The 23,929-nt window shown below is 54.9% G+C and carries 20 protein-coding genes; 9 read left to right on the top strand and 11 right to left on the bottom strand.

Annotated elements, in window-relative coordinates:
• Nucleotides 1–247 precede the first annotated feature (247 nt).
• Complete coding sequence (locus tag ACUHMQ_RS04865; protein ID WP_445294320.1) at nucleotides 248–2,125, top strand: methyl-accepting chemotaxis protein; 1,878 nt, start codon at nucleotides 248–250, stop codon at nucleotides 2,123–2,125.
• Nucleotides 2,126–2,360: 235 nt separating this feature from the next.
• Here ACUHMQ_RS04865 and pyk read toward each other — a convergent pair whose 3' ends face one another.
• Nucleotides 2,361–3,776 carry a pyruvate kinase gene (gene pyk / locus ACUHMQ_RS04860; protein ID WP_445294319.1) on the bottom strand — a complete coding sequence of 472 codons (1,416 nt, stop codon included), beginning with the start codon at nucleotides 3,774–3,776 and terminating at the stop codon, nucleotides 2,361–2,363.
• 554 nt (nucleotides 3,777–4,330) lie between these two features.
• Here pyk and ACUHMQ_RS04855 point away from each other — a divergent pair.
• Nucleotides 4,331–5,134 carry a transporter substrate-binding domain-containing protein gene (locus ACUHMQ_RS04855; protein ID WP_445294318.1) on the top strand — a complete coding sequence of 268 codons (804 nt, stop codon included), beginning with the start codon at nucleotides 4,331–4,333 and terminating at the stop codon, nucleotides 5,132–5,134.
• A gap of 518 nt (nucleotides 5,135–5,652) precedes the next feature.
• On the opposite strand, the gene tadA is transcribed toward ACUHMQ_RS04855, so the two are convergent.
• The 5 genes from tadA to ACUHMQ_RS04830 form a co-directional block, all read right to left on the bottom strand.
• Nucleotides 5,653–6,132 carry a tRNA adenosine(34) deaminase TadA gene (gene tadA / locus ACUHMQ_RS04850; protein ID WP_445294317.1) on the bottom strand — a complete coding sequence of 160 codons (480 nt, stop codon included), beginning with the start codon at nucleotides 6,130–6,132 and terminating at the stop codon, nucleotides 5,653–5,655.
• An 86-nt stretch (nucleotides 6,133–6,218) separates the two neighbouring features.
• Complete coding sequence (gene recN / locus ACUHMQ_RS04845) at nucleotides 6,219–7,877, bottom strand: DNA repair protein RecN (protein WP_445294316.1); 1,659 nt, start codon at nucleotides 7,875–7,877, stop codon at nucleotides 6,219–6,221.
• 54 nt (nucleotides 7,878–7,931) lie between these two features.
• Nucleotides 7,932–8,810, bottom strand: a complete 879-nt coding sequence (locus tag ACUHMQ_RS04840) for an NAD kinase (protein WP_445294315.1) — start codon at nucleotides 8,808–8,810, stop codon at nucleotides 7,932–7,934.
• 108 nt (nucleotides 8,811–8,918) lie between these two features.
• Nucleotides 8,919–9,197, bottom strand: a complete 279-nt coding sequence (locus ACUHMQ_RS04835) for a helix-hairpin-helix domain-containing protein (protein WP_445294314.1) — start codon at nucleotides 9,195–9,197, stop codon at nucleotides 8,919–8,921.
• 169 nt (nucleotides 9,198–9,366) lie between these two features.
• Entirely contained in the window at nucleotides 9,367–10,110 is a 744-nt protein-coding gene (locus tag ACUHMQ_RS04830; protein ID WP_445294313.1) for an ABC transporter substrate-binding protein, read from the bottom strand.
• Nucleotides 10,111–10,424: 314 nt separating this feature from the next.
• Between ACUHMQ_RS04830 and hrcA the strand changes: the two genes are divergently transcribed.
• The 6 genes from hrcA to ACUHMQ_RS04800 all read left to right on the top strand — a co-directional run bounded on the left by hrcA (nucleotide 10,425) and on the right by ACUHMQ_RS04800 (nucleotide 18,753).
• On the top strand, nucleotides 10,425–11,447 hold the full coding sequence (hrcA, locus tag ACUHMQ_RS04825) for a heat-inducible transcriptional repressor HrcA (RefSeq protein WP_445294312.1): 1,023 nt from the start codon (nucleotides 10,425–10,427) through the stop codon (nucleotides 11,445–11,447).
• Between the two features lie 57 nt (nucleotides 11,448–11,504).
• Nucleotides 11,505–12,644, top strand: coding sequence for a lytic murein transglycosylase B (gene mltB / locus ACUHMQ_RS04820; protein WP_445294311.1), 1,140 nt, complete (start codon nucleotides 11,505–11,507; stop codon nucleotides 12,642–12,644).
• A 276-nt stretch (nucleotides 12,645–12,920) separates the two neighbouring features.
• Nucleotides 12,921–13,346 carry a DUF1161 domain-containing protein gene (locus ACUHMQ_RS04815; RefSeq protein WP_445294310.1) on the top strand — a complete coding sequence of 142 codons (426 nt, stop codon included), beginning with the start codon at nucleotides 12,921–12,923 and terminating at the stop codon, nucleotides 13,344–13,346.
• Between the two features lie 219 nt (nucleotides 13,347–13,565).
• On the top strand, nucleotides 13,566–14,261 hold the full coding sequence (imuA, locus tag ACUHMQ_RS04810; protein ID WP_445294309.1) for a translesion DNA synthesis-associated protein ImuA: 696 nt from the start codon (nucleotides 13,566–13,568) through the stop codon (nucleotides 14,259–14,261).
• Complete coding sequence (locus ACUHMQ_RS04805) at nucleotides 14,221–15,651, top strand: Y-family DNA polymerase (protein ID WP_445294308.1); 1,431 nt, start codon at nucleotides 14,221–14,223, stop codon at nucleotides 15,649–15,651. The genes imuA and ACUHMQ_RS04805 overlap by 41 nt, the downstream gene beginning before the upstream one ends.
• A gap of 24 nt (nucleotides 15,652–15,675) precedes the next feature.
• Entirely contained in the window at nucleotides 15,676–18,753 is a 3,078-nt protein-coding gene (locus tag ACUHMQ_RS04800; RefSeq protein WP_445294307.1) for an error-prone DNA polymerase, read from the top strand.
• Nucleotides 18,754–19,027: 274 nt separating this feature from the next.
• Here ACUHMQ_RS04800 and ACUHMQ_RS04795 read toward each other — a convergent pair whose 3' ends face one another.
• The 4 genes from ACUHMQ_RS04795 to zapE all read right to left on the bottom strand — a co-directional run bounded on the left by ACUHMQ_RS04795 (nucleotide 19,028) and on the right by zapE (nucleotide 22,205).
• Nucleotides 19,028–19,351 carry a hypothetical protein gene (locus tag ACUHMQ_RS04795; RefSeq protein ID WP_445294306.1) on the bottom strand — a complete coding sequence of 108 codons (324 nt, stop codon included), beginning with the start codon at nucleotides 19,349–19,351 and terminating at the stop codon, nucleotides 19,028–19,030.
• Between the two features lie 19 nt (nucleotides 19,352–19,370).
• Nucleotides 19,371–20,330: an NAD(P)H-quinone oxidoreductase gene (locus ACUHMQ_RS04790; RefSeq protein ID WP_445294305.1), complete on the bottom strand. Its 960-nt coding sequence runs from the start codon at nucleotides 20,328–20,330 to the stop codon at nucleotides 19,371–19,373.
• 14 nt (nucleotides 20,331–20,344) lie between these two features.
• Nucleotides 20,345–20,665: a DMT family transporter gene (locus ACUHMQ_RS04785; RefSeq protein WP_445294304.1), complete on the bottom strand. Its 321-nt coding sequence runs from the start codon at nucleotides 20,663–20,665 to the stop codon at nucleotides 20,345–20,347.
• 379 nt (nucleotides 20,666–21,044) lie between these two features.
• A complete protein-coding gene (gene zapE, locus ACUHMQ_RS04780; RefSeq protein WP_445294303.1) occupies nucleotides 21,045–22,205 on the bottom strand; it encodes a cell division protein ZapE in 1,161 nt (386 codons plus the stop codon).
• 163 nt (nucleotides 22,206–22,368) lie between these two features.
• Here zapE and phbB point away from each other — a divergent pair, with 163 nt between their 5' ends.
• Nucleotides 22,369–23,103 (top strand): acetoacetyl-CoA reductase, encoded by a 735-nt coding sequence (phbB, locus tag ACUHMQ_RS04775; protein ID WP_445294302.1) that lies wholly within the window; start codon nucleotides 22,369–22,371, stop codon nucleotides 23,101–23,103.
• A 92-nt stretch (nucleotides 23,104–23,195) separates the two neighbouring features.
• Here phbB and ACUHMQ_RS04770 read toward each other — a convergent pair whose 3' ends face one another.
• Nucleotides 23,196–23,855, bottom strand: coding sequence for a lysoplasmalogenase (locus ACUHMQ_RS04770; protein WP_445294301.1), 660 nt, complete (start codon nucleotides 23,853–23,855; stop codon nucleotides 23,196–23,198).
• Between the last annotated feature and the right edge of the window lie 74 nt (nucleotides 23,856–23,929).

The following is a 23,929-nucleotide window of genomic DNA, read 5'->3' as shown; positions in this document are numbered from 1 at the left end:
CTATTTCGACCGCCTGGGAGTTCCAAGACTCGCCTAACCTCAACTTCTCGAACCGCCCGGTGCGGACCCGCATGCCGGGTGGTGTGGCAGGGGTCGGCCAAGTAATCTGGCCGCCCCTATGCCGATTTCAAACGGCAGCTAGTTCCTGCGTCCGCACACAACAAATTGAAAAGTTGACTTTATTCACGCTCCCCATAGCCTATTGTTGAAGCTGGCTGTATTTGCCATCGCCATAAGGAACCGTTCCATGCAGTCACTTCGTACCAAGCTCATCGTTGCCATGGTTGCCGTTTTAGCAATAGTGTCAATTCTGTTGACTGGCGCTTCATACCAACGAATGCGCGGTGAATTGATGTCGGCGCTGGAGGCACAGTCTTCTCAGGCAGCCGAAGCCGGAGCCAAGTCAGCTAATGACTGGTTGAACAGTAAGGTAATGTTGATCTCTGCCTTATCGGGTTTCAGCCAACAAGCCGAGCTGCTTCCTTTCCTGCAACTGAGTGAAAAAGCCGGCGGGTTCGACACCACGTATATGGCATTTCCAGATAAGCGTATTGTCTTTTCCAAACCTCAGGAGTTGCCTAAGGACTACGACCCCACTGCCAGACCTTGGTATAAGCTGGCTGCAGAGGCTGGAAAGGCCGTGATTACAGAACCTTATCTCGATGCTTCAACCAAGAAACTGGTGATCACAATGACTGCGCCCGTGGGGAGCGGCTCATCCACCACCGCGGTTGCTGCGGGCGATGTGTTCATGGACGGCTTGGTAGCCGGTGTACTTGCACTCAAACTGGATCATCAAGGTTATGCCTTTGCAGTGGATGCCAAAGGTCAGGTGCTGATCCATACCGATGAAGCAAAGCGGATGAAACCCGCTGCCGAACTGTCACCCGACCTTGATGGCCGTCGCTTACAGGCCATGGCTGCCAGTGGCCATATCGAGGAAGCCAGCATCGGTGGCGCTGCCAAATTTATACAAGTACGCACTATACCCAGTACGGGTTGGTATCTGGTTGTGGTGCTCGACAAATCAGATGCACTTGCGCCACTGGATAAACTGCTCGGTTTCTCCATCGTCATGGTAGTAGCGATGCTGGTTGTCATCATTCCAATATTGACGCTGTTGATAGGTAAGCTACTGGAAAGCCTGATACAGGTGAAAGAAGCGATGCGCGCCATCGCTTCAGGTGGCGGCGACCTGACCCGTCGCATTCCGGTGAAGGGCAACGATGAAATCGCCGAAACCGCCCAGGCGTTCAATCAATTCCAGGAACAGCTACGACAGATGTTCCTCGACCTGCAACAGGAAGCCGGCCGTTTGACCGATGGCGTTAATGCCATTGCCGGCCTTACCGAGCGCATGGCTGGCGATTCGCGCCAACTGGCTGATCATGGCGCAGCTAACGCGGCAACGATAGAGGAGCTGACCGTCAGCATTTCCCATATCGCAGAATACGCCAGTGATGCCAATAAGATGATGGATGGCACCGGCCAGCTCTCCACCGAAGGCGCTGCGCGTATCGAACAAGTTTCCAGCGAAATTGACAATTCAGCCGGGGCGGTACGTGAGCTATCGTCGCTGTTCGGCGAGGTAGGCCGGCGGGCCGACGATATTGGCGGCATCGTCAAGGTGATCAAGGAAATTGCTGATCAGACCAACCTTTTGGCACTCAATGCCGCGATTGAAGCAGCCCGGGCGGGTGAACAAGGACGTGGCTTTGCCGTGGTTGCCGATGAAGTACGTAAACTCGCGGAACGTACGGGGAAAGCCACGTTGGAGATATCCGGCATGATCGGTGCCATGCGCGAAGCCACACAGGGCGCAGCAGGCAATATGCAACGTACGCTAGACTCGGTAGAAGCCGGTGCGGGTTTGACGCGGGAAACGGCAAACAATATTGCAGCGATTCAGGAGAGAATGGTCGAGGTGGTCGCCAATATGCGCGAGATTGCCCACTCCACCAGCGAACAACGCGAGGCAGCCACTCTGATGGCACAGAATGCTGAGAAAGTAACAACCCAGATTCAGCAGAGCGATGATGCGCTACAGTCGATGACAACGACTCTGAGCGATCTCAACAGGATGGCGAGTGGTATACGCGCCAACTTTGCCAAGTTCAGGCTGTAGCCCGCAGGTAATCAATAAACATCGCCCGCCAGTTTTGCTGACGGGCGATTTTCATTTCAAGCAGCTACCTGTTATGCGGTGACGTTAGAACCGGTTTGCGATCTGTTGCGAGCAGCTGTCAGCAGAGCGCAGAGCGCAGAGCAGCGCAAAAACTGGAATGTACTTGGGTACATGAGGATTTTGAGCAGCACATAAGCCCTGATCACAGCTGCGCAGCAAGATCGCAAACAGGTTCTTAGGAAACACGTACGATCTTCATGGTATTAGTGCTACCCATTTGACCCACTGTGTCGCCTACGGTGACTACCAGCAGATCACCGGGTTGCACCAGCTCCTGGTCGCGCAACCGCTTTTCGGCGGATTCCAGCAATGACTTCTGGTCGCAATCATGGTCCAGCGTCATCGGGTGCACATCGCGGAACAAACTCAAGCGACGATAGGTGCCCAACTCGGGCGTCATGGCATAAATAGGCACGCCACAGTTGATCCGGCTGGCCCATAGCGCCGTAGCGCCGGTCTGAGTCAGCGCGACAATGGCTTTCACCTTCAGATGTGTGGCGGTGAACAAGGCCGCCATGGCGATCGACTGGTCCACCCGGGTGAATTCGCGGCTCAGGAAATCGCGGTCAAGCTGATAGTCCGACGACTTTTCAGCTTCAATGCAGACACGGGCCATGGCCTCTACCGTTTCGACCGGATATTTGCCAGCAGCGGTTTCGGCCGACAGCATCACAGCATCGGTACCATCCAGCACGGCATTGGCCACGTCGCTGACCTCAGCACGGGTTGGCACCGGGCTTGTGATCATCGACTCCATCATCTGCGTTGCGGTGATGGTCAGCTTGTTCTTGTCCCTCGCTATCCGGATCATGCGTTTCTGCAGCGCCGGTACGGCAGCATCCCCCACTTCCACAGCCAGGTCGCCACGCGCCACCATGATCGCATCGGAGGCTTCGACCAGCTCTTCTAGATTGGCAATCGCTTCGGTACGCTCGATCTTCGCCACCACCTGGGCCTTACTGCCCGCAGCCAAAAGCAGTGTCTTGGCCATATACATGTCGGCACCGCTCTTGGGGAAGGAAACCGCGACGTAGTCGGCTTCCAGCTTGGCGGCAACCTTGATGTCGTCCATATCCTTGGCAGTCAACGCCGGGGCCGATAACCCACCGCCTTGCCGGTTGATGCCTTTGTTATTGCTGAGCACCCCGCCAATACGTACCCGGGTGTGGATGGCACTACCCTGAACGCTCTGCACATCGAGCACCAGACGGCCATCATCCAACAGCAATACGCTGCCGGCACTGACATCGCGTGGCAGTTCCTTGTAATCGAGCCCGACCCGCTCACTGTTTCCCATTTCACACGCGGCATCGAGGATGAACAGCTGGCCGGGTTCCAAAGTCACCTTGTTCTTTTCGAACTTACCGACCCGGATCTTCGGGCCTTGCAAATCGACCATAATGGCAACCGAAACACCCAACCGGTCCGCGGCATCCCGTACCATCTGGGCGCGCCCGATATGGTCTTCCGGCTTACCATGCGAAAAATTTAGCCGAACTACATTTACACCGGCTGCGAGGATCCGTGTCAGGATTTCCGGATCGTTGGTCGCCGGCCCGAGGGTTGCGACAATCTTTGTGCTGCGCTGCATGGGATTCTGTGCTCCTAGCTTGGGTAACACTATATTTATTCTGCCCTGTGCGTCAGGGGGCTTAAGTCTGCTGCGCTTCAGCGGTACTGTGCTAGAAACGCCCTCGGAACGCTTATTTACCATGTGGGAACTCCACTTCCTCGGGCATTGCTGACAGCTGCTCACGACAAATCGTAAGCAGGCTCTTTTGAGGCACACCAAAGTGCCTCGAAACTACATGTAGTAATTCTACAAGCCTAAGCGCCTGTAATCCGCAAGCTTTTGACTACAAAGCACAGATGGCTCGCGCAGCACGACGGTACTTTGTTCCGCCCGTAACCGGTTTCGATAGTCAAAATACGCACAATCTGACTCTTAAGCATGGCAGGCCCCGTACAAACTTGCCAACCACAGGCCAAATATCCTGGTGATCAGTTCGCCACAGCGGGCCTCGCATGTCGCCATGCATTACCGTGAGCGAGACAGGTTTCCCGGGTTTACGCGACGCCAAGCTGGTGGAAATCAAGCTATACCTAGTGATATTAACTTCGCAACCGTGCGTACAAGGACACCCCATGAAATCCATCCCCCTTCTCGCCGGTTTGCTCTGCCTCACCGTGCTGGCCCCAGCCTTTGCTGATGATTTGGACGATATCAAGAAGAAAAATACGCTGATAGTGGGTGTAAAGGATTCCACGCCACCGTTTGGCACGCTCAATCCCAAGACCCAAAAGATTTCGGGCTACGATATCGACTTTGCTGCCGCAATTGCCAAGCACCTGGGTGTGAGTCTAACTGTCAAGGCAGTAGAGTCGAGCCAGCGTATTCCCAAGCTGATCAGCAAGGATGTAGACATGATCATCGCCACCATGACCAAGAATGCCGAACGGGAAAAGCAGGTGGATTTCAGTTATGGCTATTTCATCACTGGCCAGAAGTTCATCGTGCATAAAGGTAAGGTCAATGCCATCGAACACCTCACCAACGCCAAGATCGGTACCGTCACCAGTTCCACCTCAGAGAAGCAGCTCAAGCGTGAAATGCCTAACGCCAATGTCGTCCTATTCAACGACTACGACGAAGCGTTTGATGCCCTCAGTAAAGGTCAGTTAGATGCGGTCAGCACCGATGAACCTATCCTGGCTGGTCTGCTGAATAAGATGCCGAATAAGGGCCAGTTCGAGATTCCCAATGTGTCCATCTCGTTGGAGGTCTACGGCATTGCCGTGCGCAAGGGCGAAAAGCGTCTGCTTGACGAAGTGAACAAGGCTATTGTCGCCATGGAGCAATCTGGCGAAGCGGAAAAGATCTTCGATCGCTGGTTTGGCCCCACGACACCGGTACCGCTGATACGCCTATTCAAGATCAACGCCAAATAGTTGCAGGTGTAGCCGCATCTCAATGAATGCGATTTACGGCTCACCTATGCGTACTGGGTCAAAGTAGGATGTCCAGTACTTCCATTTGAAGCGCGTACGTTTTACCACTTTACATTCGGTTTGGATGTTCTGGACCTGTTCGGAATAGGGCACGTAAACAATGCAGCCCCCACCAGATACGTGACCCAATTCTTTAGTACTAAGTATTTGCATCTCTGTTTTTCACTCCATAACTATGCAGAACCAAGCCGGAACGGCTTGCATTACTTTGGAGGAAAATCACAACCGCAAGTTCATCAATGATGAGCACCAGGATGACAGCTAACTGTAAGAACCTGTCTACGATCTCACTACGAAGCCATGATCAAGGCTCATGTGCTGCTCGAAATCCTTATGTACTTGCGTTCGAAACAGTCCGCAAGCCGAACTGCAACCTCTCCCGCAACCAACAGGCCAAACGGTGCAGTGGTGGAAGATAAGTCAGCCACAAAAGGAAAAAGGGTAAGGACGTAAGCGCGTTAACCCTGATCGGGCAGGTCCTGGGTGCGCTGCTTCGCCAGCTTGGCAGCTTCACGCCGTGTAGCGAAGAATTCGCGCAATTGCTGCGCAGCTTCTTCGGCCAGTACACCGCCCTGTACGCTGGTGTGATGATTCAACTGAGGGTAGGAAAACAGATCAAGCACACTGCCGGCTGCGCCTGTCTTGGGGTCAGGTGCGGCAAAGAACACCTTGGCCAAACGAGCGTGCATGATTGCACCTGCGCACATGACACAAGGCTCCAAAGTCACATACAACTCGCAACCGGGCAGACGGTAATTGCCCAGAATGATCGCAGCCGCCCGAAGTGCCCGCATCTCAGCATGTGCCGAAGGGTCGTGTAAGCCAATCGGGGCATTGCTGCCTGTCGCAATCACTTGGCCATCGCGCACCAACACCGCCCCTACAGGCACCTCGCCTGCCGCACGGGCCTTGTCTGCTTCGGCCAGGGCTAATCGCATAAAGTCAGCGGGTTCAAGCACAGTCAGTCGCTCGCAAAAAAGGGCGCAACGCTAACGTATCCTAGGACATCTGCCAACCATAACCGTCACTGAAAACCCAGCATCTCCCGGGCATGCTGCCGCGTCGTATCGGTAATATCGACGCCGCCTAGCATTCGGGCGATTTCCTCAATGCGGCCTTCGCGGTCAAGCACGGCGATCTGGCTGCTTACCTTGCTCTTGCTGGTGGTCTTTGCCACCTGCAATTGATTGTCACCGCTGGCGGCAACCTGTGGCAGATGGGTAATGCACAGCACCTGATGGCGCTCTCCCAACTTCTTCAACAGCTTACCGACGATTTCAGCAACACGGCCGCCGATCCCGACATCCACTTCATCGAAAATCAAGGTAGGCACAGCCGCTACCTGGCTGGTAACTACCTGCAGCGCCAAACTGATACGTGACAACTCGCCACCTGAAGCCACCTTGGCCAAAGCACGGGCTGGCGCCTTGGCGTGTGGCGCCACCAGAAACTCCACCTGTTCCAAGCCAAAAGCAGCAGGGGCGGAAACGGGTTGCAAAGCAATCTCAAATCGGCTGCCCACCAGGGCCATGGCTTGCATCTCGGCACTCACCACCTTGCCGAGTTTTTCCGCAGCGCCACTACGGGCTTTGCTCAACGGTGCTGCCTGCTGGTGATAGTGTGCCTCGGCCTTTGCTCGCGCAGTTTCCAATGCCTCGATACCCTCATCGCCACCCAACTCTGCCAGACGACTGCGCCATGCAATCAGCCGCTCGGCCAACTGCTCAGGTTCGACCCGGTATTTACGTGCCAGCCGGTAGATGTCATCCATGCGCCGCTCAACCTCGCCCAAACGCTCTGGGTCCAACTCGACACGCCCGGCATAGTGGCGCAATGCATGCACGGCTTCTGACAGATTGGCATCTGCAGTTGCCAACAAATCCACTGTCTCGTTCAAAGCCGAATCCAGACGGGCAAGATCAATCAACCGCGTCTGTACACTCGCAAGCAACGACTGTGCATTCTGCTCGCCGTCCGCCAATGCTTCGAGCGCACCTTGGCTGCCTTCGATCAGGCTGGCGGCATGGCTTAAGCGGCCATGTTCCTGCTGCAATGTCTGCCATTCATCCTCTTGCAGATTCAAGGTGGCCAGCTCATCAATCTGCCACTGCAGGCGCTCCCGTTCCGCAGCGTACTCACCAGCATGGCGGGTGGCTTCGTGGCATTTTTCCTCTGCCTTTTTCCAGGCCTGGAATGCAATACGAACATTGCGGGCCTGTTCGGTCTGGCCTGCATAGGCATCAAGCAGTTTACGCTGAGCCTCACTGCGCAACAGCGATTGGTGTGCGTGTTGTCCGTGGATATCGACCAGGAATTCGCCCAGCTCTTTCAGCTGTGCAAGCGTAGCGGCATGGCCGTTGATAAAGGCGCGCGATCGGCCGCTGGCATCAATGGAACGGCGCAATAGCAATGCATCGTCATCGCCTTCGAAATCATATTCGTGCAGCAGGGTTTGCAATTCGGCCTGCCCCTGGATATCGAACTCGGCCGTCAAGTCCGCTTTGTCCGCGCCATGCCTTACCACGCCGGCATCGGCACGCTCGCCCAGCAATAAGGAGAGTGCGTCGATCAGGATGGATTTCCCGGCACCAGTCTCACCCGTAAGCACGCTGAAACCCCGGCCAAAAGCCAGCTCCAGTTCATCGACGATCACAAAGTTGCGCAAACGCAGAGTAAGCAGCATAGCAAGGCTATCCAAAAACAGGCTGCCCGCATAAGCGGGCAGAATTGAACGAAATCAGAACAGGCGTTCGCCCCAATGCAGCTTGTGGCGCAGCATGTCGTAGTAGTTGTATCCCACCGGGTGCAGGATACGCAGCGAATTGCGGTAGCGCTTGATGCTGACGCGATCCATCTCCTGCAAATCAAAATGGGAATGACCATCGAAGTGCACCTTGGCATCGACGCCACGGGTCAGCATGAATTCCACTGTGGCCGCATCGTTGACGGCAATCGGCCGGGCCGTCATGGTCTGTGGGCAGATAGGCACAAGAGCGATCGCCGGCACAGTCGGATGCAGAATCGGGCCGCCCGAAGCCAGCGCATAGGCGGTCGACCCAGTTGGCGTGCTGACAATCAGCCCGTCCGAGCGCTGGCTATAGACGAACTGGTCATCGATGAAAATTTCGAATTCGATCATCGACCCCAGCGAACCGCGACTGAACACCACATCGTTCACCGCGAGTGCCGCATGGATTTCACGATCGCCACGTATTACCTTGGCGGCGAGCAACATACGCTCTTCCGGCACAAAGTCGCCATCAAGAATGCGCGGAATCACGGCTTCAATGTCATCGACGCCAATATCCGTCATGAAACCCAGCCGTCCCTGGTTGATGCCTACCAAGGGAATCCGATAAGGAGCCACCAGCCGTGCAATCGACAACATTGTGCCATCGCCACCCAGCACGATCACCAAATCGGCCACCTTGCCGATTTGATCAGGCGGTACCACCAGGGTATCAGGAATGGGATGTTCACCGGCGGTGTCGGCATCCAGCACGATGCTGTTGCATTCGTATTGGCGCAACAAGGCGGCCAGACGACGCAGCGGCGCGCCGATATTAGGGCTGTTGCGCCGGACAACCAGCGCGATCTTCTTGAACAACATACTCATGAGCAAGATTTAACCACAGGGTCGCCTATGGCAGATAGCACACAGTAGAAAGAAGCCATGTGCAGCCAGCAGACTCCTCTTGCAGGATAAAGTCAAGAAGCAAACCTTTCACTCCCTTTTTTTGCTGGCAAGGGCAAAACGTCGTTTCCGTTCCGCCGTGAAGGCCCACCATTTTCTGGCCTCCCCCGTGTCGACATAATGAACAGCGGCCATAAAGGTGTCGGCCACGCAGGGATCATGCTGCTGCCCTGTGATCTTGCAGAGTTCTTCGTAGAGCTGGAAAGGGTCGCGTCCTTTCAAGTCGGCCGGTTCCCTTATGCCGAGAAGATGCAAATCGGCCGCCATCGCAGGGCCGATATTGGGAATGCTTTGTAAAAGCTTGCTCACGGTCTCACATCACATTCTAAAGAATCCGTCTAAAGTCTCGCGAGCTAGGGCAAGACAAGGCAAAAACACCCGAGGAAGCGGAGTTTACTTATGGTAAATGAGCATTCCGATGGTGTTTTCAACGCCGTATTGCTGACGCGTAGCAGACTTTAGACAGGTTCTTAGCAAATCAATAGACATTGAAGACAAAGTACTTACGCTGAATTTCCTTGTAAGTGCCATTGACCAGAATAGATGCCAGCGCCTTGTCTAGTCGGCTCTTCAGGTCTTTATCGCCTTTACGCACAGCAATACCCTGCCCTTCGCCAAAGAATTTCGGGTCTACCACGGCGGAACCCACCAGCTCATAACCCCGGCCGCGCGGTGTCTGCAGAAAGCCGTAGTACCCCGCTACCGAGTCATCCATCGCCAAGTCCACTTCGCCATTCACAAGCGCTTCGTACATTTCCTCAGTGCTCTTATAACGCACGATAGGCGATGTGGCCGCATATTTGGCTGAAACATAGCGGTCATAAGTCGTATCGATCTGCACACCGATCTTCATGCCTGCCAAACGCTTGGGGTTGACGTAAACATAAGGAATACGATGCGCTTTGGCGAAAAAGAAGGCCGGCGTCTGGGTATATCGCTCAGTGAAATCCACCTGCTTGGTACGCTCATTGGTGATCGACATCGACGCAACGATGGCGTCCGCCTTCTTGTCATTGAGCGCAGGAATCAGGTCATCCCACTCAAACCGCACCAGTTTGCACTTGGCTTTCATCTCCGCACATAGCGCTTCGGCAATATCGACGTTGAACCCTTTCAAATTGCCCTTGGCATCTAACTCCTCAAAGGGTGGGAACTTACCTTCCATGGCAATACGGACCTCATCCACCGCCTTTGCTTGACCAAGCGCTAGTATAAAAAGCAAACAAGACAACAGATACCTGGATTTCATAGGGTTAAAGCTCCTTGCCGGGGATAGAAACGCTCCAACACACCTCGCATACTAGGAAGCGGCTTGGAAGCAACTTGGATCTTCAGAATTACTGTTTCACAACGGTGATGAGGCCCATAAGCACCGACGTGAACCTGCATTCGGGTAAGCCTACGCGACCCAGGTAAAAGCGAATATGTTTTCCGGCTTATGACGGGGGTGCTGCAGTATCAAGTGTTGTGGACCGCCAACATCCATATCTGCTAATCCACGCTTGCCGCAAAACACCGACACGCTACAATCGACCTATGCTGAGCGAACGCGCGCAAATCCTGCTTAAGATCCTGGTTGAACGCTATATAGCCGAAGGGCAACCGGTTGGATCGCGCACGCTGTCACGCTATGCCAATCTTGACCTGTCCCCCGCATCGATCCGCAACATCATGTCCGACCTTGAGGAATTGGGCCTGATTACCAGCCCGCATACCTCGGCCGGCCGTATTCCAACCTCGCTGGGTTATCGCTTGTTCGTCGATACAATGCTGACCATCCAACCCCTGCAACAAGGTCAGATACGGGAATTGGAAGGCCACCTGCAGCCCGATAACCCCACGCGTGCCGTGACGGCGGCGTCACATCTGCTGAGCCAGCTGACTGAGTTCGCCGGCGTGGTGCTGACACCCAAACGGCGTGGTATTTTGCTGACCCAGGTGGAGTTTCTGCGTCTGTCTGACAAGCGCGTGCTGTTGATCCTGGTGACAGCCGACGGTGACGTGCAGAACCGTATCCTGCTGACTGAACGGGACTACACCACCAGCGAATTGGCGGAAGCCAGCAATCTGCTTACCCAGCATTGCGTAGGCCGCACGCTGGAAGGCGTGCGTGATGCCGTCTACCAGGAGCTGCGGCATCTGCAAGGCGATATCAGCCAGCTGATGACTGCTGCGGTCGAAGCAGGCAACCAAGTCATGGCCGATGAAGCCAACCCTTATGTGCTCAGCGGTGAAAGCAACCTATTGCGGGTGGACGATCTATCCAGCAACGTTGAACGCTTACGTCAGTTATTCCGGGTGTTTGAAGAAAAAACCGCATTGCTGCAGCTGCTTGATCATAGCCAGCACGCTGCCGGGGTACAGATATTCATCGGCGGCGAAGCCGGTATTTCCCCCTTGGACGAATGTTCTGTGGTGACCTCGCCTTACAAGGTGAATGGCCAGATCGTGGGTACGCTCGGCGTGATCGGGCCTACACGTATGGCTTACGAACGCGTTATCCCGATTGTGGATGTCACGGCGAAGTTGCTTTCCTCGGCGTTATCCCACCACAGCTGATCTTTGTAAATTTGTATGGGCATAGCCGTGCATTGCATTTGAACCAGGATTCCTACTTTGCCCCTATCGCTACAAGCTTTGAACCGGTGTTTAGGCCATCTACTGGTGGGTCTGCTTAGCCTTTCCTGCTTCGCGGGCGACCCTGTGGCCTTACCGTCTGCTGCGCCGCTGGAAGAAGCCCCATCCGGCCAGGCTATGGACGATACACAGGACTTCGCTTCCCGGCCGGACGTTCAGGCATTCATCACAGATATGGCGCGCCAATATGGTTTTAATTCACAGGCGTTGACCGGGCTGTTTGCTCAGGTTCAGTTCAAACCCAATATTCTCAATATCTTCGACCGCCCTTCCACCAGCCGGCCCTACTACCAGTTCCGTCCCGATTTCATCAACAGCACCCGTATCCGCCTGGGCGTCGAGTTTTGGCGAAACAATGCAGCCTTACTCAAATCGGTATCGGAAAAATACGGCGTTGAACCTGAATACCTTGTCAGCATTCTGGGGGTGGAAACATTGTGGGGGCGCAATACCGGCAGCTTTCGGGTCATGGATGCCCTGGCGACCACAGCATTCGGTTATCCACGCCGGGCGGACTTCTTCCGTACCGAGCTACGCGAATTCCTGTTGCTTGCACGGGAAGAAGGGACTGACCCATTTGCGTTCCGCGGCAGTTATGCCGGTGCGATGGGCATGCCGCAGTTCATGCCCTCCAGCTTCCACAAGTTTGCCCAGGACTGGGATGGCGATGGCCACCGTGATATCCATGGCAATGTAGGCGATATCCTCGCGAGCGTGGCTAACTATTTCAAGGCGCATGGATGGGTACAGGGCCAGGCGCTTACAGTGCCGGCGCAGGTGGAGGGCGACGCTTACGGACCTTTGGTCGAAGATAAATTCAACCTGCATTACAAAGTAAGCGAATTGGCCGCCTATGGCGTTCAGCCCATGGGAACACTCGGCGGTGACCCACTGGCGGTGCTTGTCCCGCTGGAAAGCGCGCCTGGCAGCATGCGTTACTGGCTGGGCCTGGGTAACTTTTATGTCATTACCCGCTACAACCGCAGCACCTTGTATGCGATGGCCACCCATGAGCTCGCCCAAGCCATTAAAGCCGCATGGCTGGACCCTAGTCTAGTGCCGCCGCTGCCAAAGCCCATTACCAGAAAACACGTAAAGTCGACGAGCAAAGCAAAGTAACAAGCAGCCCGCAAACCGCATAAGAAACGCTAGGTTTTATTTTCGTGTCAGAATATACAACCATGCCGCAATAAAACACGATACACCGTAGAAGAAGAACTTTTAAGACGTTAGGAAATCAATACTATCTATCAGCGCTTGTCCAAATGTCGTTTGTTTAAACAGGCAGAAAGTCATTCTGCCCCACATTCTACTTGCAGCGTTCTCAAAGACATGAAGAAGTAAAATTACTTCTACTCTGCACTAACCCTTAATAAGTTTTCTAATAGGTCCTTCATGAAATACGCTTATCTAATCGCTGCTTTGGTCAGCAGCCAAGTTCTCGCGATGAAATCCTGCGAAGAATTGAAAACGGAAATCGCTGAAAATATCGATAAAAATGGGGTGAAGCAATATACCCTCGATATTGTCTCTACCGATGAATTACAAGATAAAACAGTAGTTGGCAGTTGCGAAGGCGGCACAAAGAAAATCGTTTATTTAAATCCACGCAAATCCTCAAACGAGTCATCCGCCGAATGTTATTGGATGGAAAACACGACAGGCAATTATAACTGGGTCAAAGCCAGTTCTCTTTTTGGCCCAGGTCTCACAAAAGATAAATGCTTTTCACTCGATAGTTGCGATGGTGGAGAAGGTCTGAGCGGTGGTGGATGTTATAAGTGGGCATACTCCGCTGAAGGTAAGAGACTGCCTTGGTGATAAGCCTTGCAACTGGCGTCGGTTGAGACGCTATTGATATCGCCATCGACACAGGTCTGAATAAGGTGGCAGTCACAAGCACGATATCGCTCCATTTGGTCCTATCGTAAGCACCTGTTCAAGTCCTATCCAATCCCCCGGGTTTACATGACAGATGGAATTGCAAGGTGAACGATCGTTCTCCATAATAAAGGGAACAATCGTTCACCGGAGCAGGTCATGAAAGCCGCCCTTGCCGAAGTACTGAAGCACCCCGCAGTGTGGCGGGGCGATAGTCTGTTTCATGCCGATGTGGCAGCAATTGACTGCCTTCACCCTTCACTTTCTGCCATTCTCCCCGGTGGTGGGTGGCCTAAATCCGCCGTCACAGAACTCTTGACCAACCGGCCTGGCAGTGGCGAGTTATGCCTGCTTTTGCCTGCTTTGGCCCGTTTGACGCAGTCGGGGCAACGTGTGGTACTGATTGCCCCACCGCATATACCCTATCCGCCCGCTTGGCAGCATGCTGGGGTCAATCTGCATTACCTGACGTGGGTATCCACCCAGACTGAGGCCGAAGCTTTATGGGCAAGCGAGCAAGCCCTACGCGAGCCGGCCTGTGGCGCAGTAGTAAGCTGGGTAAAGCAACCATTAGGTGACCGCCCGGCCAGGCGTTTGCAACTGGCGGCGGAAAAAGGTGGGGGTTGCGGTTTTGTATTACGCGAAGCCAACGCAGTTATCCAGCCCTCCCCGCTGGCATTACGGCTCAGCGTCGAACCCGTGGCTAGCGGCATTACTGTTGGCGTGCTCAAACGGCGCGGTGCGCCCTACCCTCATTCGGTGTTTCTGCCCCACCCTGCACCAACCCGCAGCCCTGTCTACAGGCAGTCTGATCATGTTATGGCTAGCGCTGCATCTGCCCAATCTGCCATTTGATGCCTTGGGCCTTGACCCTGCAGCGACGGATGCGTGGGTAGTTGTCGAACGCCAGAAACGGCAGGAACAGGTGATAGCGACCAGCGCAACAGCACTGGCCTTTGGTGTGCGCATAGGCATGCGCCGGTCTGCAGCGCAAGCATTGGCAGCAAACCTGCATGTCGCCAAGCGCCAACCGGAGCAGGAGCTCGCCATGCTGGCCAGTCTTGCTAGCTGGGCAATGCAGTTCACCCCCACCGTCTGCATCGACCCACCATCAGGCCTGCTATTGGAAATCCAGGGCTGTCTTGGCTATTTCAAGGGTTTACCCCGATTGCTTGGCCTAGTCTCAAATGACTTGCAAGCATTGGCGCTAGAAGCGCATTACGGCCTTGCTCCTACACCGCTGGCAGCAAGTTGGTTTGCCCAACTTGGCATCATGCCTGTCTATGCATCCAACGCAGGCTGGCAGGAAGCGCTGGCACAACTTCCTCTGGCATACCTACCCATACCTGAACGTACACGCCAACAGTTGCTTGATCTTGGTCTTCGTGAGTTCGGTGAATTGAAAAAACTGCCTAGCAGTGGGTTGGCATTACGTTTTGGTGTTGATTTACTTGATTTGCTCGGTAAGGCCACAGGCAACCAACCCGACCCGCGCCAGCCTTTTGTTCCACCCAACCACTTTGAAAGGCATCTGGTACTGAACTGGCATATCGATCATGTCGAAGCGCTAGGCTTTGTTATCCGACGTCTATTGGTGGAGCTGGCTGCATTCCTGATAGGTCGAGGGCTTGGTGTGCAGCAGGTGATGTTTCATCTGCTGCATGAAGGTGGAGCCTATACCAAATTGCCCCTGGGCTTTGGCAAACTAACCCGCTCGGCTGAAAACATGTTCGCTATTGCGCGGGAGCGGTTGACCCGTTGTCACCTCCCTGCATCGGTACACGGTCTGGTGTTGCTGGCAGACAAGCTGCACCGCCTTGACTCGGAAGCCATTGATCTGTTTGGCGACAGTCAGACGCATGCCGATTTTGATTTGCTGCAAGCCCGCCTTTGCGCCCGTTTGGGTGAAGCCGCGATACATCAGCTGGCCTGCGTTGCCGACCATCGCCCTGAACGAGCCTGGGGCACAAAAGCCGACACCACGACTGCGCCTGCAACATTGCCCGATATACGCCCGGGTTGGCTATTGGCCCAACCTATCGCACTGCAAACCCGTAACGGACAACCTTGGTATGGGGAACCCTTGACACAGCTGGGACACGCCGAACGCATCGAAACCGGTTGGTGGGAAGGTGAAAGCGTAGCGCGTGACTACTTTCAGGCTCAAGGACCATCGGGTCGGCGTTATTGGATCTACCAGCAGCGCCTTGATGGCGCCTGGTTTTTGCACGGCTTGTTTGGCTAAACCCCGTGTAGCGGTATATCAGCCATGCTTCCCGAATACGCCGAACTGCATTGTTTGTCCAACTTCAGCTTCCAGCGTGGCGCATCCAGTGCAGAGGAGCTGGTTTCGCGTGCCAAACAACTGGGTTACCAAGCCCTGGCCATTACCGATGAATGCTCGTTAGCCGGCATTGTTCGGGCGCGCGATGCGGCAAAAAAACACCAACTGCCGTTGATTATCGGCAGCGAGTTTTGCTTGGACGATGATTTACGCCTTGTCCTGCTGGCACCCGATCGGGATGCCTACGGTGACCTGTCTCAGCTTATCTCACAAGCACGGCGTAGTGCCGAAAAGGGCGCTTACCACCTGAGTCGCACCGATATTGCCCTACTCGCCACCCGGCTGTTGGCGCTATGGTTACCGCCTGATGCCCCCCTATTGAGCGATGCCCTATGGTTTACCACCCACTTTCCTGGCAGAGCCTGGGTGGCCGTGGAGCTTTTCCAGCAAGTTGGTGATAAGGAACGATTGCAAACCCTGCAGGCGCTGGCAGCCCAAGCCGGCTTGCCCTGCGTAGCGGCAGGCAATGTGCATATGCACCTACGCTCCCGCCGCATGTTGCAGGATGTGTTGACTGCAATACGATTGAATAGACCTGTTGCTGACTGCGGGTTCGAGTTGTTTGCGAATGGCGAGCGCCATCTACGCCAACGTCAGGCGCTGGGGCGGCTTTACCCGCCCGAACTTCTGGCCGAAACCCTCAATATCGCCAAACGATGCCATTTTTTACTCGACTCCCTGCGTTACGAATACCCGTTGGAGCTCGTACCTGCAGGCCATACGCCAGATAGTCACCTTGCCGCATTGTCACAGGCGGGCTTGAGACGACGCTACCCGAACGGGATACCCGACAAAGTGGCGACACAGGTGCAAAAGGAATTGGCGTTGATTGCAACGCTGCAATACGCCGCCTTCTTTCTAACGGTGGAGGACACCGTGCGCTTTGCCCGCAACCAGGGCATTCTTTGCCAAGGGCGTGGGTCGGCTGCAAATTCGGCCGTGTGTTATGTGCTGGGTATTACCGAAATCAACCCGGAGCAGAGCAATCTGCTGTTTGAACGATTTATCTCTGCCGAACGTAATGAGCCACCGGATATCGATGTGGATTTCGAGCATGAACGCCGCGAAATCGTCATCCAATATCTCTACCGCAAGTACGGGCGAGAGCGTGCTGCGCTGGCGGCATCTGTCGTCACCTATCGCACCAAAAGCGCGGTACGCGATATCGGCCGAGCCTTGGGCTTTGATGAAGAACAGCTCAATTGCCTGAGTAACGCGCTTGCCTGGTGGGATAGGCCAACTGATCTGCCTGCACGGCTGGCTGAAGCGGGCTTCGACCCTCAATCGCATCAGGTACGGAGTTTGATCAAACTGGTACCACAACTTCGGCGCTTTCCCCGCCACCTGTCCCAGCATGTAGGTGGTTTTGTTCTCTCACGCGGCCCATTGGCCCGACAGGTGCCAATCGAAAACGCCAGTATGCCCGACCGAACAGTCATCCAGTGGGACAAGGATGATCTTGAAAGCTTGGGGCTGCTGAAAGTGGATGTACTGGCACTAGGTATGCTGACAGCACTACGGCGTTCACTGGGCCTGGTTACAGCCATTCGCAAGCGCCCCATGACCCTGGCAGATATCCCACGTGATGATGACGCCACCTACGACATGATCTGCCGGGCAGATACAGTGGGGGTATTTCAGATTGAATCACGGGCTCAAATGGCAATGCTACCGCGCCTGAAACCGAAAGAGTTCTACGATCTCGTCATTCAAATCGCCATCGTACGGCCTGGGCCGATTCAGGGCGGTATGGTGGAGCCTTATCTACGCAGAAGAGCAGGGAAAGAAGAACCAGAAGAAACCAGTGATGCTGTCAAAGCTGTACTCGAGCGGACCCTGGGCGTCCCCATCTTCCAGGAACAGGTCATGCAACTGGCAGTAGTCGCTGGCGGCTTTAAACCAGGCCGTGCCGACCAGTTGCGCCGCTCCATGGCCGCCTGGCACAGAAATGGCGAACTGGGCCCCTTCCGCCAGGAATTGTTGGATGGCATGCTGGCGCGCGGTTACACATTGGAGTACGCCGAGCGCATCTGGGCGCAGATTGAAGGCTTTTCAAACTATGGCTTCCCAGAATCACACTCCGCCAGCTTTGCCCTGCTGGCCTATGCCTCGGCCTGGTTGAAATGCCATGAGCCTGCCGCTTTTGTCTGTGCCCTGATCAATAGCCACCCCATGGGTTTCTACAGCGTCAGCCAGCTGATACAGGACGCCGCGCGGCATAAGGTGGTGTTTCATCCGGTCGATGTACAGCACAGTGACTGGGACTGCACCTTGGAAGACATCCACCAACCACAACCGGCTGTTCGCCTGGGATTACGGCTGGTACAGGGGCTGTCCAAGGAAAAAGGCATAGCCATCGTCAACAACCGGTCGGTTAATGGCTACGCCACCCCACAGGATTTACAACGTCGCGCAGGCCTGGACAAACACAGCTTGCAACGGCTGGCTAATGCGGATGCATTACAGGGGTTCAACAACAACCGACGTGAAGCGCGTTGGCAAGTGGGTGGGCTGGCGCTGTTGCATGACTTGGCAGGCAACGCCATGCCAAACAGTGAACGAATTCCTGCTTTGCCACAGGCCCCGGCTATGGAAGAAGTACTGAGCGACTACCAGCACCTTGGATTGAGCTTACGTAATCACCCGCTGGCATTCCTGCGCGATGCATTACGCAAACAGAAGTTGCTCAGCGCAGCAGAGATACTAGCCTGCTCCGACAAACAACCCGCCCGCGCATGCGGTATCGTGGTTGGCAGGCAGCGGCCCAGCACTGCCAGTGGGGTGGTGTTTCTGACGCTGGAAGACGAGACTGGCAACGTCAATGTCATCGTCTGGGAGGATCTGGTCGAGCGCCAACGTAAGGAGCTGTTGGGCGCACAGCTGTTGGCTGTGTATGGCATCATACAACGGAATGAGGACGTAGTACACCTGTTGGCCAAGCGCCTTGCCGATAAGTCTGAGATGCTGGGGGAGGTGGCCATCGAAAGCCGGGATTTCCACTAAGAGTCTGCTACGCGTCAACAAATACGGCGTTGAAAACACCCTCGGCATGCTCATTTACCCCTTGTAAACTCCGCTTCCTCGGCTGTTTCCGCCTTGTCTTGCCCTAGCTCGCGAGACTTTGAACAGATTCTTGAGTCTGTTTACGATCTTACTGCGCAACTGTGATCAGGGCTCATGTGCTGCTCGAAAGCCCCTGCAAGGGGGACGCCGAACTGTTAGGGTGCTTCGCACCAAGAAGTTCGCAGCCTCCTTCGTTAAGTCATCCTTGGAGTACTCAATCCATCAACGGACGAAGTTCCAAGCCATCGGTTGCAGGCGCTGGCTGAGACGACACAGCAGCAGTAGGCGGTGTCTGTACATTGGAAGAAGTATTGTTTGTTGGGTTAGGGGCTGTTGCAGCGGGTTTGTCTGCCGTGGCTTTATCCACTGCCCACTCTCCCATTTTCACTGCGCCTTTGCCAGCAGCAACTGCAACGTCGGTAGTGACGCTGACTGCCGTCGTTGCCACGCCTACCGCAGCGCCAGTCACCGTCATCACAGCACATCCACCCAGCCCAGCAGCACTCGCCAAGGACAGAAGAATACGAAACATCGTCATGGTTATTCGCTTTCCTTGATCAATCCAGCGTCACAATAATCTTACCGCAGTTGCGGTTTTCTTCCAGATAGCGATGGGCCATCTGCACCTCAGCGACTGGGAAAATCTTATCCAAGGTTACCTGCGCCCGCCCAGCCTGGATGGCCGATAACACCTGATCTCGCAATGCTGCACTCAAACGGGCTTTTACCGGCTCGGGTTGCGCGCGTAAGGTCGAGCCCCTCACGCTAAGACGTTTGACCAGCAATCGGCCCATATCAAGCGATGCGGTGGTCCCGCCCATCAACCCAATTACCACCAACCGGCCATCCACCCGTAAGCATTGCAGATTCCGCTCGAGATAAGCCCCGCCAATACAGTCGAGAATGATATCGACACCGCCAGCAGCCTTGATCACTTCAGTGAAATCTTCCTCACGGTAGTTGATGACAGTCTGTGCGCCAAGACGGCGACAAAAGTCGGCTTTTTCCTTGCTACCTACAGTGCAGACCACCTCCGCGCCATACAAGGTGGCGAGTTGGATAGCGGCAGCGCCTACCCCGCTTGCTCCCGCATGAATCAATACCCGTTCATCCGTCTTTAACATGGCATGTTCCACCAGGTTGAACCAGGCAGTCATCCAGGCTTCAGGCAAACTGGCTGCTTCATAGTGGCTCAGCCAATCGGGCTTGATGCAGGCACAGCTTGCGTCCAGCACGGCATACTCGGCATAAGCTCCACCCCCGACCAGGCCAAACACGGCATCGCCAACAGCAAAGCCGGAAACACCCGCGCCCAATGCCGCCACTTCGCCAGAGATTTCCAATCCCAATAAAGGCGAAGCACCGGCCGGCGCCGGATACTTACCTTCACGCTGAACCACATCAGCCCGATTAACCCCTGCCGCCCACACACGGACCAGCAATTGCCCCGGCCCAGGCGATGGTTTATCCGTCTCACCGAGGTATAAGGTATCGATACCGCCAGCCTGAGTTTGCAATACCGCCTGCATAGTCAATGCGCCGAGGTAAGTTTGAGACCGACGATACCGCCCACCACGAGTACAACACACGCCAGACGCGGCCAATCGCCAGATTCATTAAACAACACGATGCCAGCCGCTACGCCCCCAACTGCACCAATACCTGTCCAGATGGCATAGGCAGTACCCATGGGCAACACCTTCATCGCCTTGGAAAGGAAAACAATGCTGGCCACCATCGTGGTAAGCGTCAGTGCACTCCATCCCATCTTGCTAAAACCTTCGCTGTACTTCATCCCCACTACCCAGATGACTTCAAGCAAACCGGCAATTAATAGGTAAATCCAATGCATTCAACGTTTCCTATGTTGAGACTAAATTACAGAGCGTATCACCTGCTCAAAGTCTCGCGAGCTAAAACAAGACAAGGCGAAAACAGCTGAGGAAGCGGGGTTTATGAGTGGTAAATGAGCATGCCAAAGGGGTTTTCAACACCCTATTGCTGACGCACAGCAGACTTTGTATCGATTCTCAGAACCTGTTTACCGATCCGTCGCGAGCAGCCGTCAGCAGGGTGAAGCGCAGCGCAGAAACCGGAATGTACTTAGGTACATGAGGCTGCGAACTTCTTGGTGCGGTAGCACCGTAGCAGTTCGGCGTCCCCCTTGCGGGGGCTTTCGAGCAGCACAAGAGCCCTGATCACGGCTGCGCAGCAAGATCGTAAACAGGTTCTCAGGTAAGCGCGACAGACATCGTCGCATCCTTCACCTTGCCCGCCTCATGCGGCAGCGCCAGGTAGTCGGTGGATTGCATTTCGGTCAATCGGCTGGCGGTACGGAAGAACTCCCCGGCAAAAGCGCCATCGGTGTAAATCGCCTCGGCAGGCGTAGTGGCAGAGATGATCAACTTGACCCGGTAATCGTAAAACACATCCACCAGCCACGTCAGTCGCCTCGCAGCAGACGACTCCTTGGCAGTCAGTTTGGGTACATCAGACAGGATCACCGTATGGTACTGGCGCGCGAGCCAAAGGTAATCGGTTTGCGAGCGGGGACCATCGCATAGCTGCTCGAAACTGAACCAGATCACCCCTGGGCTATGTCGAATCGCGGTGACCGGGCGTTCTTCAATAATCAGGTCTGTTGGTAAGTCGCCTGCCGTGGCCAGCTTGTCGAATATGGTCTTCAACTCAGTGTCTGTCCCCTCAACAATGGGGGTAATGTAGGTTCGCGCCTGGGTAAGCGTACGCATGCGGTAGTCATTCCCGCCATCGACATTCACTACCACCACATGCTGCTTCAAGAGAGCAATGGTGGGAATGAAGTTCTGCCGTTGCAGGCCATTAGGGTAAAGGTCCTCTGGGGCGTAGTTGCTGGTCGCCACCAGAACCAGACCGTGTTCGAACAGATGGGAGAACAAACGCCCAAGAATCATGGCGTCGGCAATGTCCGACACGTGAAATTCGTCAAAACACAATAAGCGCGTCGCTTCAGCAATGGAAGCGGCCACTTTGGCAAGTGGGTCCACTTCGTTTTTCAGATTGCGCAGACCCTCATGCACTTCCTGCATGAAGTGGTGGAAATGCAGCCGACGCTTGCGCCGGTAAGGCACGCACGCAAAAAAACCATCCATCAGGAAACTTTTTCCGCGTCCTACCCCTCCCCAGAAGTACAGACCCTGCGGCACGGCAGGCATAGGCAACAGACTACGCCCGAACAGCCGGTCTCGCTTACGCTTGAAGGTGATCAACTCATCGTAAAGCCGTTGCAGATGATCGATCGCCTCGGCCTGAGCAGGGTCTTTTTGAAAACCGGGCTGGGCCGTAGCGGCCTCATACCACGTACGAGGCGGCGTGCCCGGTTGGATATGTGCAGTAAAGACGTGTTGAGACATGTCAAAAATCGTAACGATGTGTTGCAGGATTATACTGGTGCGCAGAGATATGCCGCTCGTAACAAGACTGACGCAACGACGAGGGTATATATTGCGCGCTGATCGCTACAAAACGAATCTACAAGCGGTCGCATCCAGGTACGCAACTCAGGAGAACTGAAGCATGGCCAGAATCGCACTTGTAACCGGCGGCATGGGAGGTATCGGTACCGCCATTTGCCAAAAGCTTGCCGACAGCGGACATACCGTAGTGACTACCTATAGCCGTCCAGGCAAGGAAGTCGAGTGGTTGGCGGACCAGAAAGAGAAGGGCTATACGTTTCGTGCATATCTGTGCGATGTAGCCGACTTCGCGTCTTGCCAGGCAATGGCGGCAAAAGTGATGGCCGAAGTGGGTCAGGTCGATGTGCTGGTGAACAACGCCGGCATTACCAAAGACACCACCTTCCGTAAGATGAGCAAAGTGGACTGGGATGTCGTGCTGCGTACTGACCTCGATTCCCTCTTCAACGTTACCAAACATTTCGTGGATGGCATGGCTGACCGTGGCTTTGGCCGTGTGATCAATGTATCCAGCATCAACGGCCAGAAAGGCCAGTTCGGGCAGACCAACTATTCGGCTGCAAAAGCCGGTATGCATGGCTTTACCAAGGCGCTGGCCCAGGAAGTAGCCCGTAAGGGCGTTACCGTCAACACGGTCAGCCCCGGCTATATCGCCACAGAAATGGTGATGGCTGTCAAAGAAGAAATCCGCCAGGGCATCATTGCCGGCATCCCGGTCAACCGCCTGGGCCAACCGGACGAAATCGCTGACTTGATCGCTTTCATCGCAGGCGACAAAGCCGGCTTTGTCACGGGCGCCAATATCGCCATCAACGGCGGCCAGCATATGTCCTGATTCGCCCTCACGGATTAAATTCGTGAGTGCTAGCGGAAAAGCAAAAACGGCGATGCAAATGCATCGCCGTTTTGTTTTACTGAGTTAGGTATTCAATCTTCTCCAACCGTAGGGCGGAAAACCGAACGGGCTATACCGTATTGCCCCGCCCAGTAGGCAAGAATAACCGCCAGATTGGCACCATCCCAGGGCGTGTGAAAGCGATTAAACGCCAGAATGGTGTCCGAAATGCCGAAGAACAGCGCACCAAGGGCTGCAGCCCATTGCCAGCTGCTATCTGCTTTGACGCACAGCGCCAGTGCACGCCAAAGCATGGCGCCAATCACGCTGACATACACCGCTACCGGAATCGCCAACTCTCCCAGGTGTGGGTAGAGCAGCACGTAGGCTGTACCAACCCATAGCAGTATCGGAATCAGCCACACCAAGGCGAGCCGGCGAGAAGCACCAACAAAAGCCACCACGTAGGCAAGATGGGCGCAGAGAAAGGCAAGCAACCCCCAGATGAAGAAGTCGGGCGACACTTCCAGCAACATGTCTCCACACAGGGAAAAGACCAAACCAATGCGTATCAGTCCCGCATAGCGCCCAGTTTGGCCCTGCAACCAGAAAATCATGCAGGCAACCGGGATGGCCTTGCTGACAAATTCGATACTGCCCTGTCCTGCAACCTGCGCCCAAAGATGGATAAGCAGCCCGGCTATGCCGATGCCGGCCAGCCACCTCGCCGGAAGGTTAAAAGTGTTCTGCATTGCATGTCTCCCTGTTTTAGCTATATAAACAACATCAACAACACTTAAATTCTTTTTTAAAATCAATGCACTAA

Source organism: Chitinimonas violaceus, from assembly GCF_052601015.1.
The sequence above is the reverse complement of the archived record's forward strand: the minus strand, read 5'-3'. Positions and strand labels throughout refer to the sequence as shown.

Bases quoted from the DNA above. Each gene is read 5' to 3' on its own strand.
- ACUHMQ_RS04865 (WP_445294320.1), top strand. From the start codon at position 248: ATGCAGTCACTTCGTACCAAGCTCATCGTTGCCATGGTTGCCGTTTTA.
- pyk (WP_445294319.1), bottom strand. From the start codon at position 3,776: ATGCAGCGCAGCACAAAGATTGTCGCAACCCTCGGGCCGGCGACCAAC.
- ACUHMQ_RS04855 (WP_445294318.1), top strand. From the start codon at position 4,331: ATGAAATCCATCCCCCTTCTCGCCGGTTTGCTCTGCCTCACCGTGCTG.
- tadA (WP_445294317.1), bottom strand. From the start codon at position 6,132: ATGCGATTAGCCCTGGCCGAAGCAGACAAGGCCCGTGCGGCAGGCGAG.
- recN (WP_445294316.1), bottom strand. From the start codon at position 7,877: ATGCTGCTTACTCTGCGTTTGCGCAACTTTGTGATCGTCGATGAACTG.
- ACUHMQ_RS04840 (WP_445294315.1), bottom strand. From the start codon at position 8,810: ATGAGTATGTTGTTCAAGAAGATCGCGCTGGTTGTCCGGCGCAACAGC.
- hrcA (WP_445294312.1), top strand. From the start codon at position 10,425: ATGCTGAGCGAACGCGCGCAAATCCTGCTTAAGATCCTGGTTGAACGC.
- ACUHMQ_RS04815 (WP_445294310.1), top strand. From the start codon at position 12,921: ATGAAATACGCTTATCTAATCGCTGCTTTGGTCAGCAGCCAAGTTCTC.
- imuA (WP_445294309.1), top strand. From the start codon at position 13,566: ATGAAAGCCGCCCTTGCCGAAGTACTGAAGCACCCCGCAGTGTGGCGG.
- ACUHMQ_RS04805 (WP_445294308.1), top strand. From the start codon at position 14,221: ATGTTATGGCTAGCGCTGCATCTGCCCAATCTGCCATTTGATGCCTTG.
- ACUHMQ_RS04800 (WP_445294307.1), top strand. From the start codon at position 15,676: ATGCTTCCCGAATACGCCGAACTGCATTGTTTGTCCAACTTCAGCTTC.
- ACUHMQ_RS04795 (WP_445294306.1), bottom strand. From the start codon at position 19,351: ATGACGATGTTTCGTATTCTTCTGTCCTTGGCGAGTGCTGCTGGGCTG.
- ACUHMQ_RS04785 (WP_445294304.1), bottom strand. From the start codon at position 20,665: ATGCATTGGATTTACCTATTAATTGCCGGTTTGCTTGAAGTCATCTGG.
- zapE (WP_445294303.1), bottom strand. From the start codon at position 22,205: ATGTCTCAACACGTCTTTACTGCACATATCCAACCGGGCACGCCGCCT.
- phbB (WP_445294302.1), top strand. From the start codon at position 22,369: ATGGCCAGAATCGCACTTGTAACCGGCGGCATGGGAGGTATCGGTACC.
- ACUHMQ_RS04770 (WP_445294301.1), bottom strand. From the start codon at position 23,855: ATGCAGAACACTTTTAACCTTCCGGCGAGGTGGCTGGCCGGCATCGGC.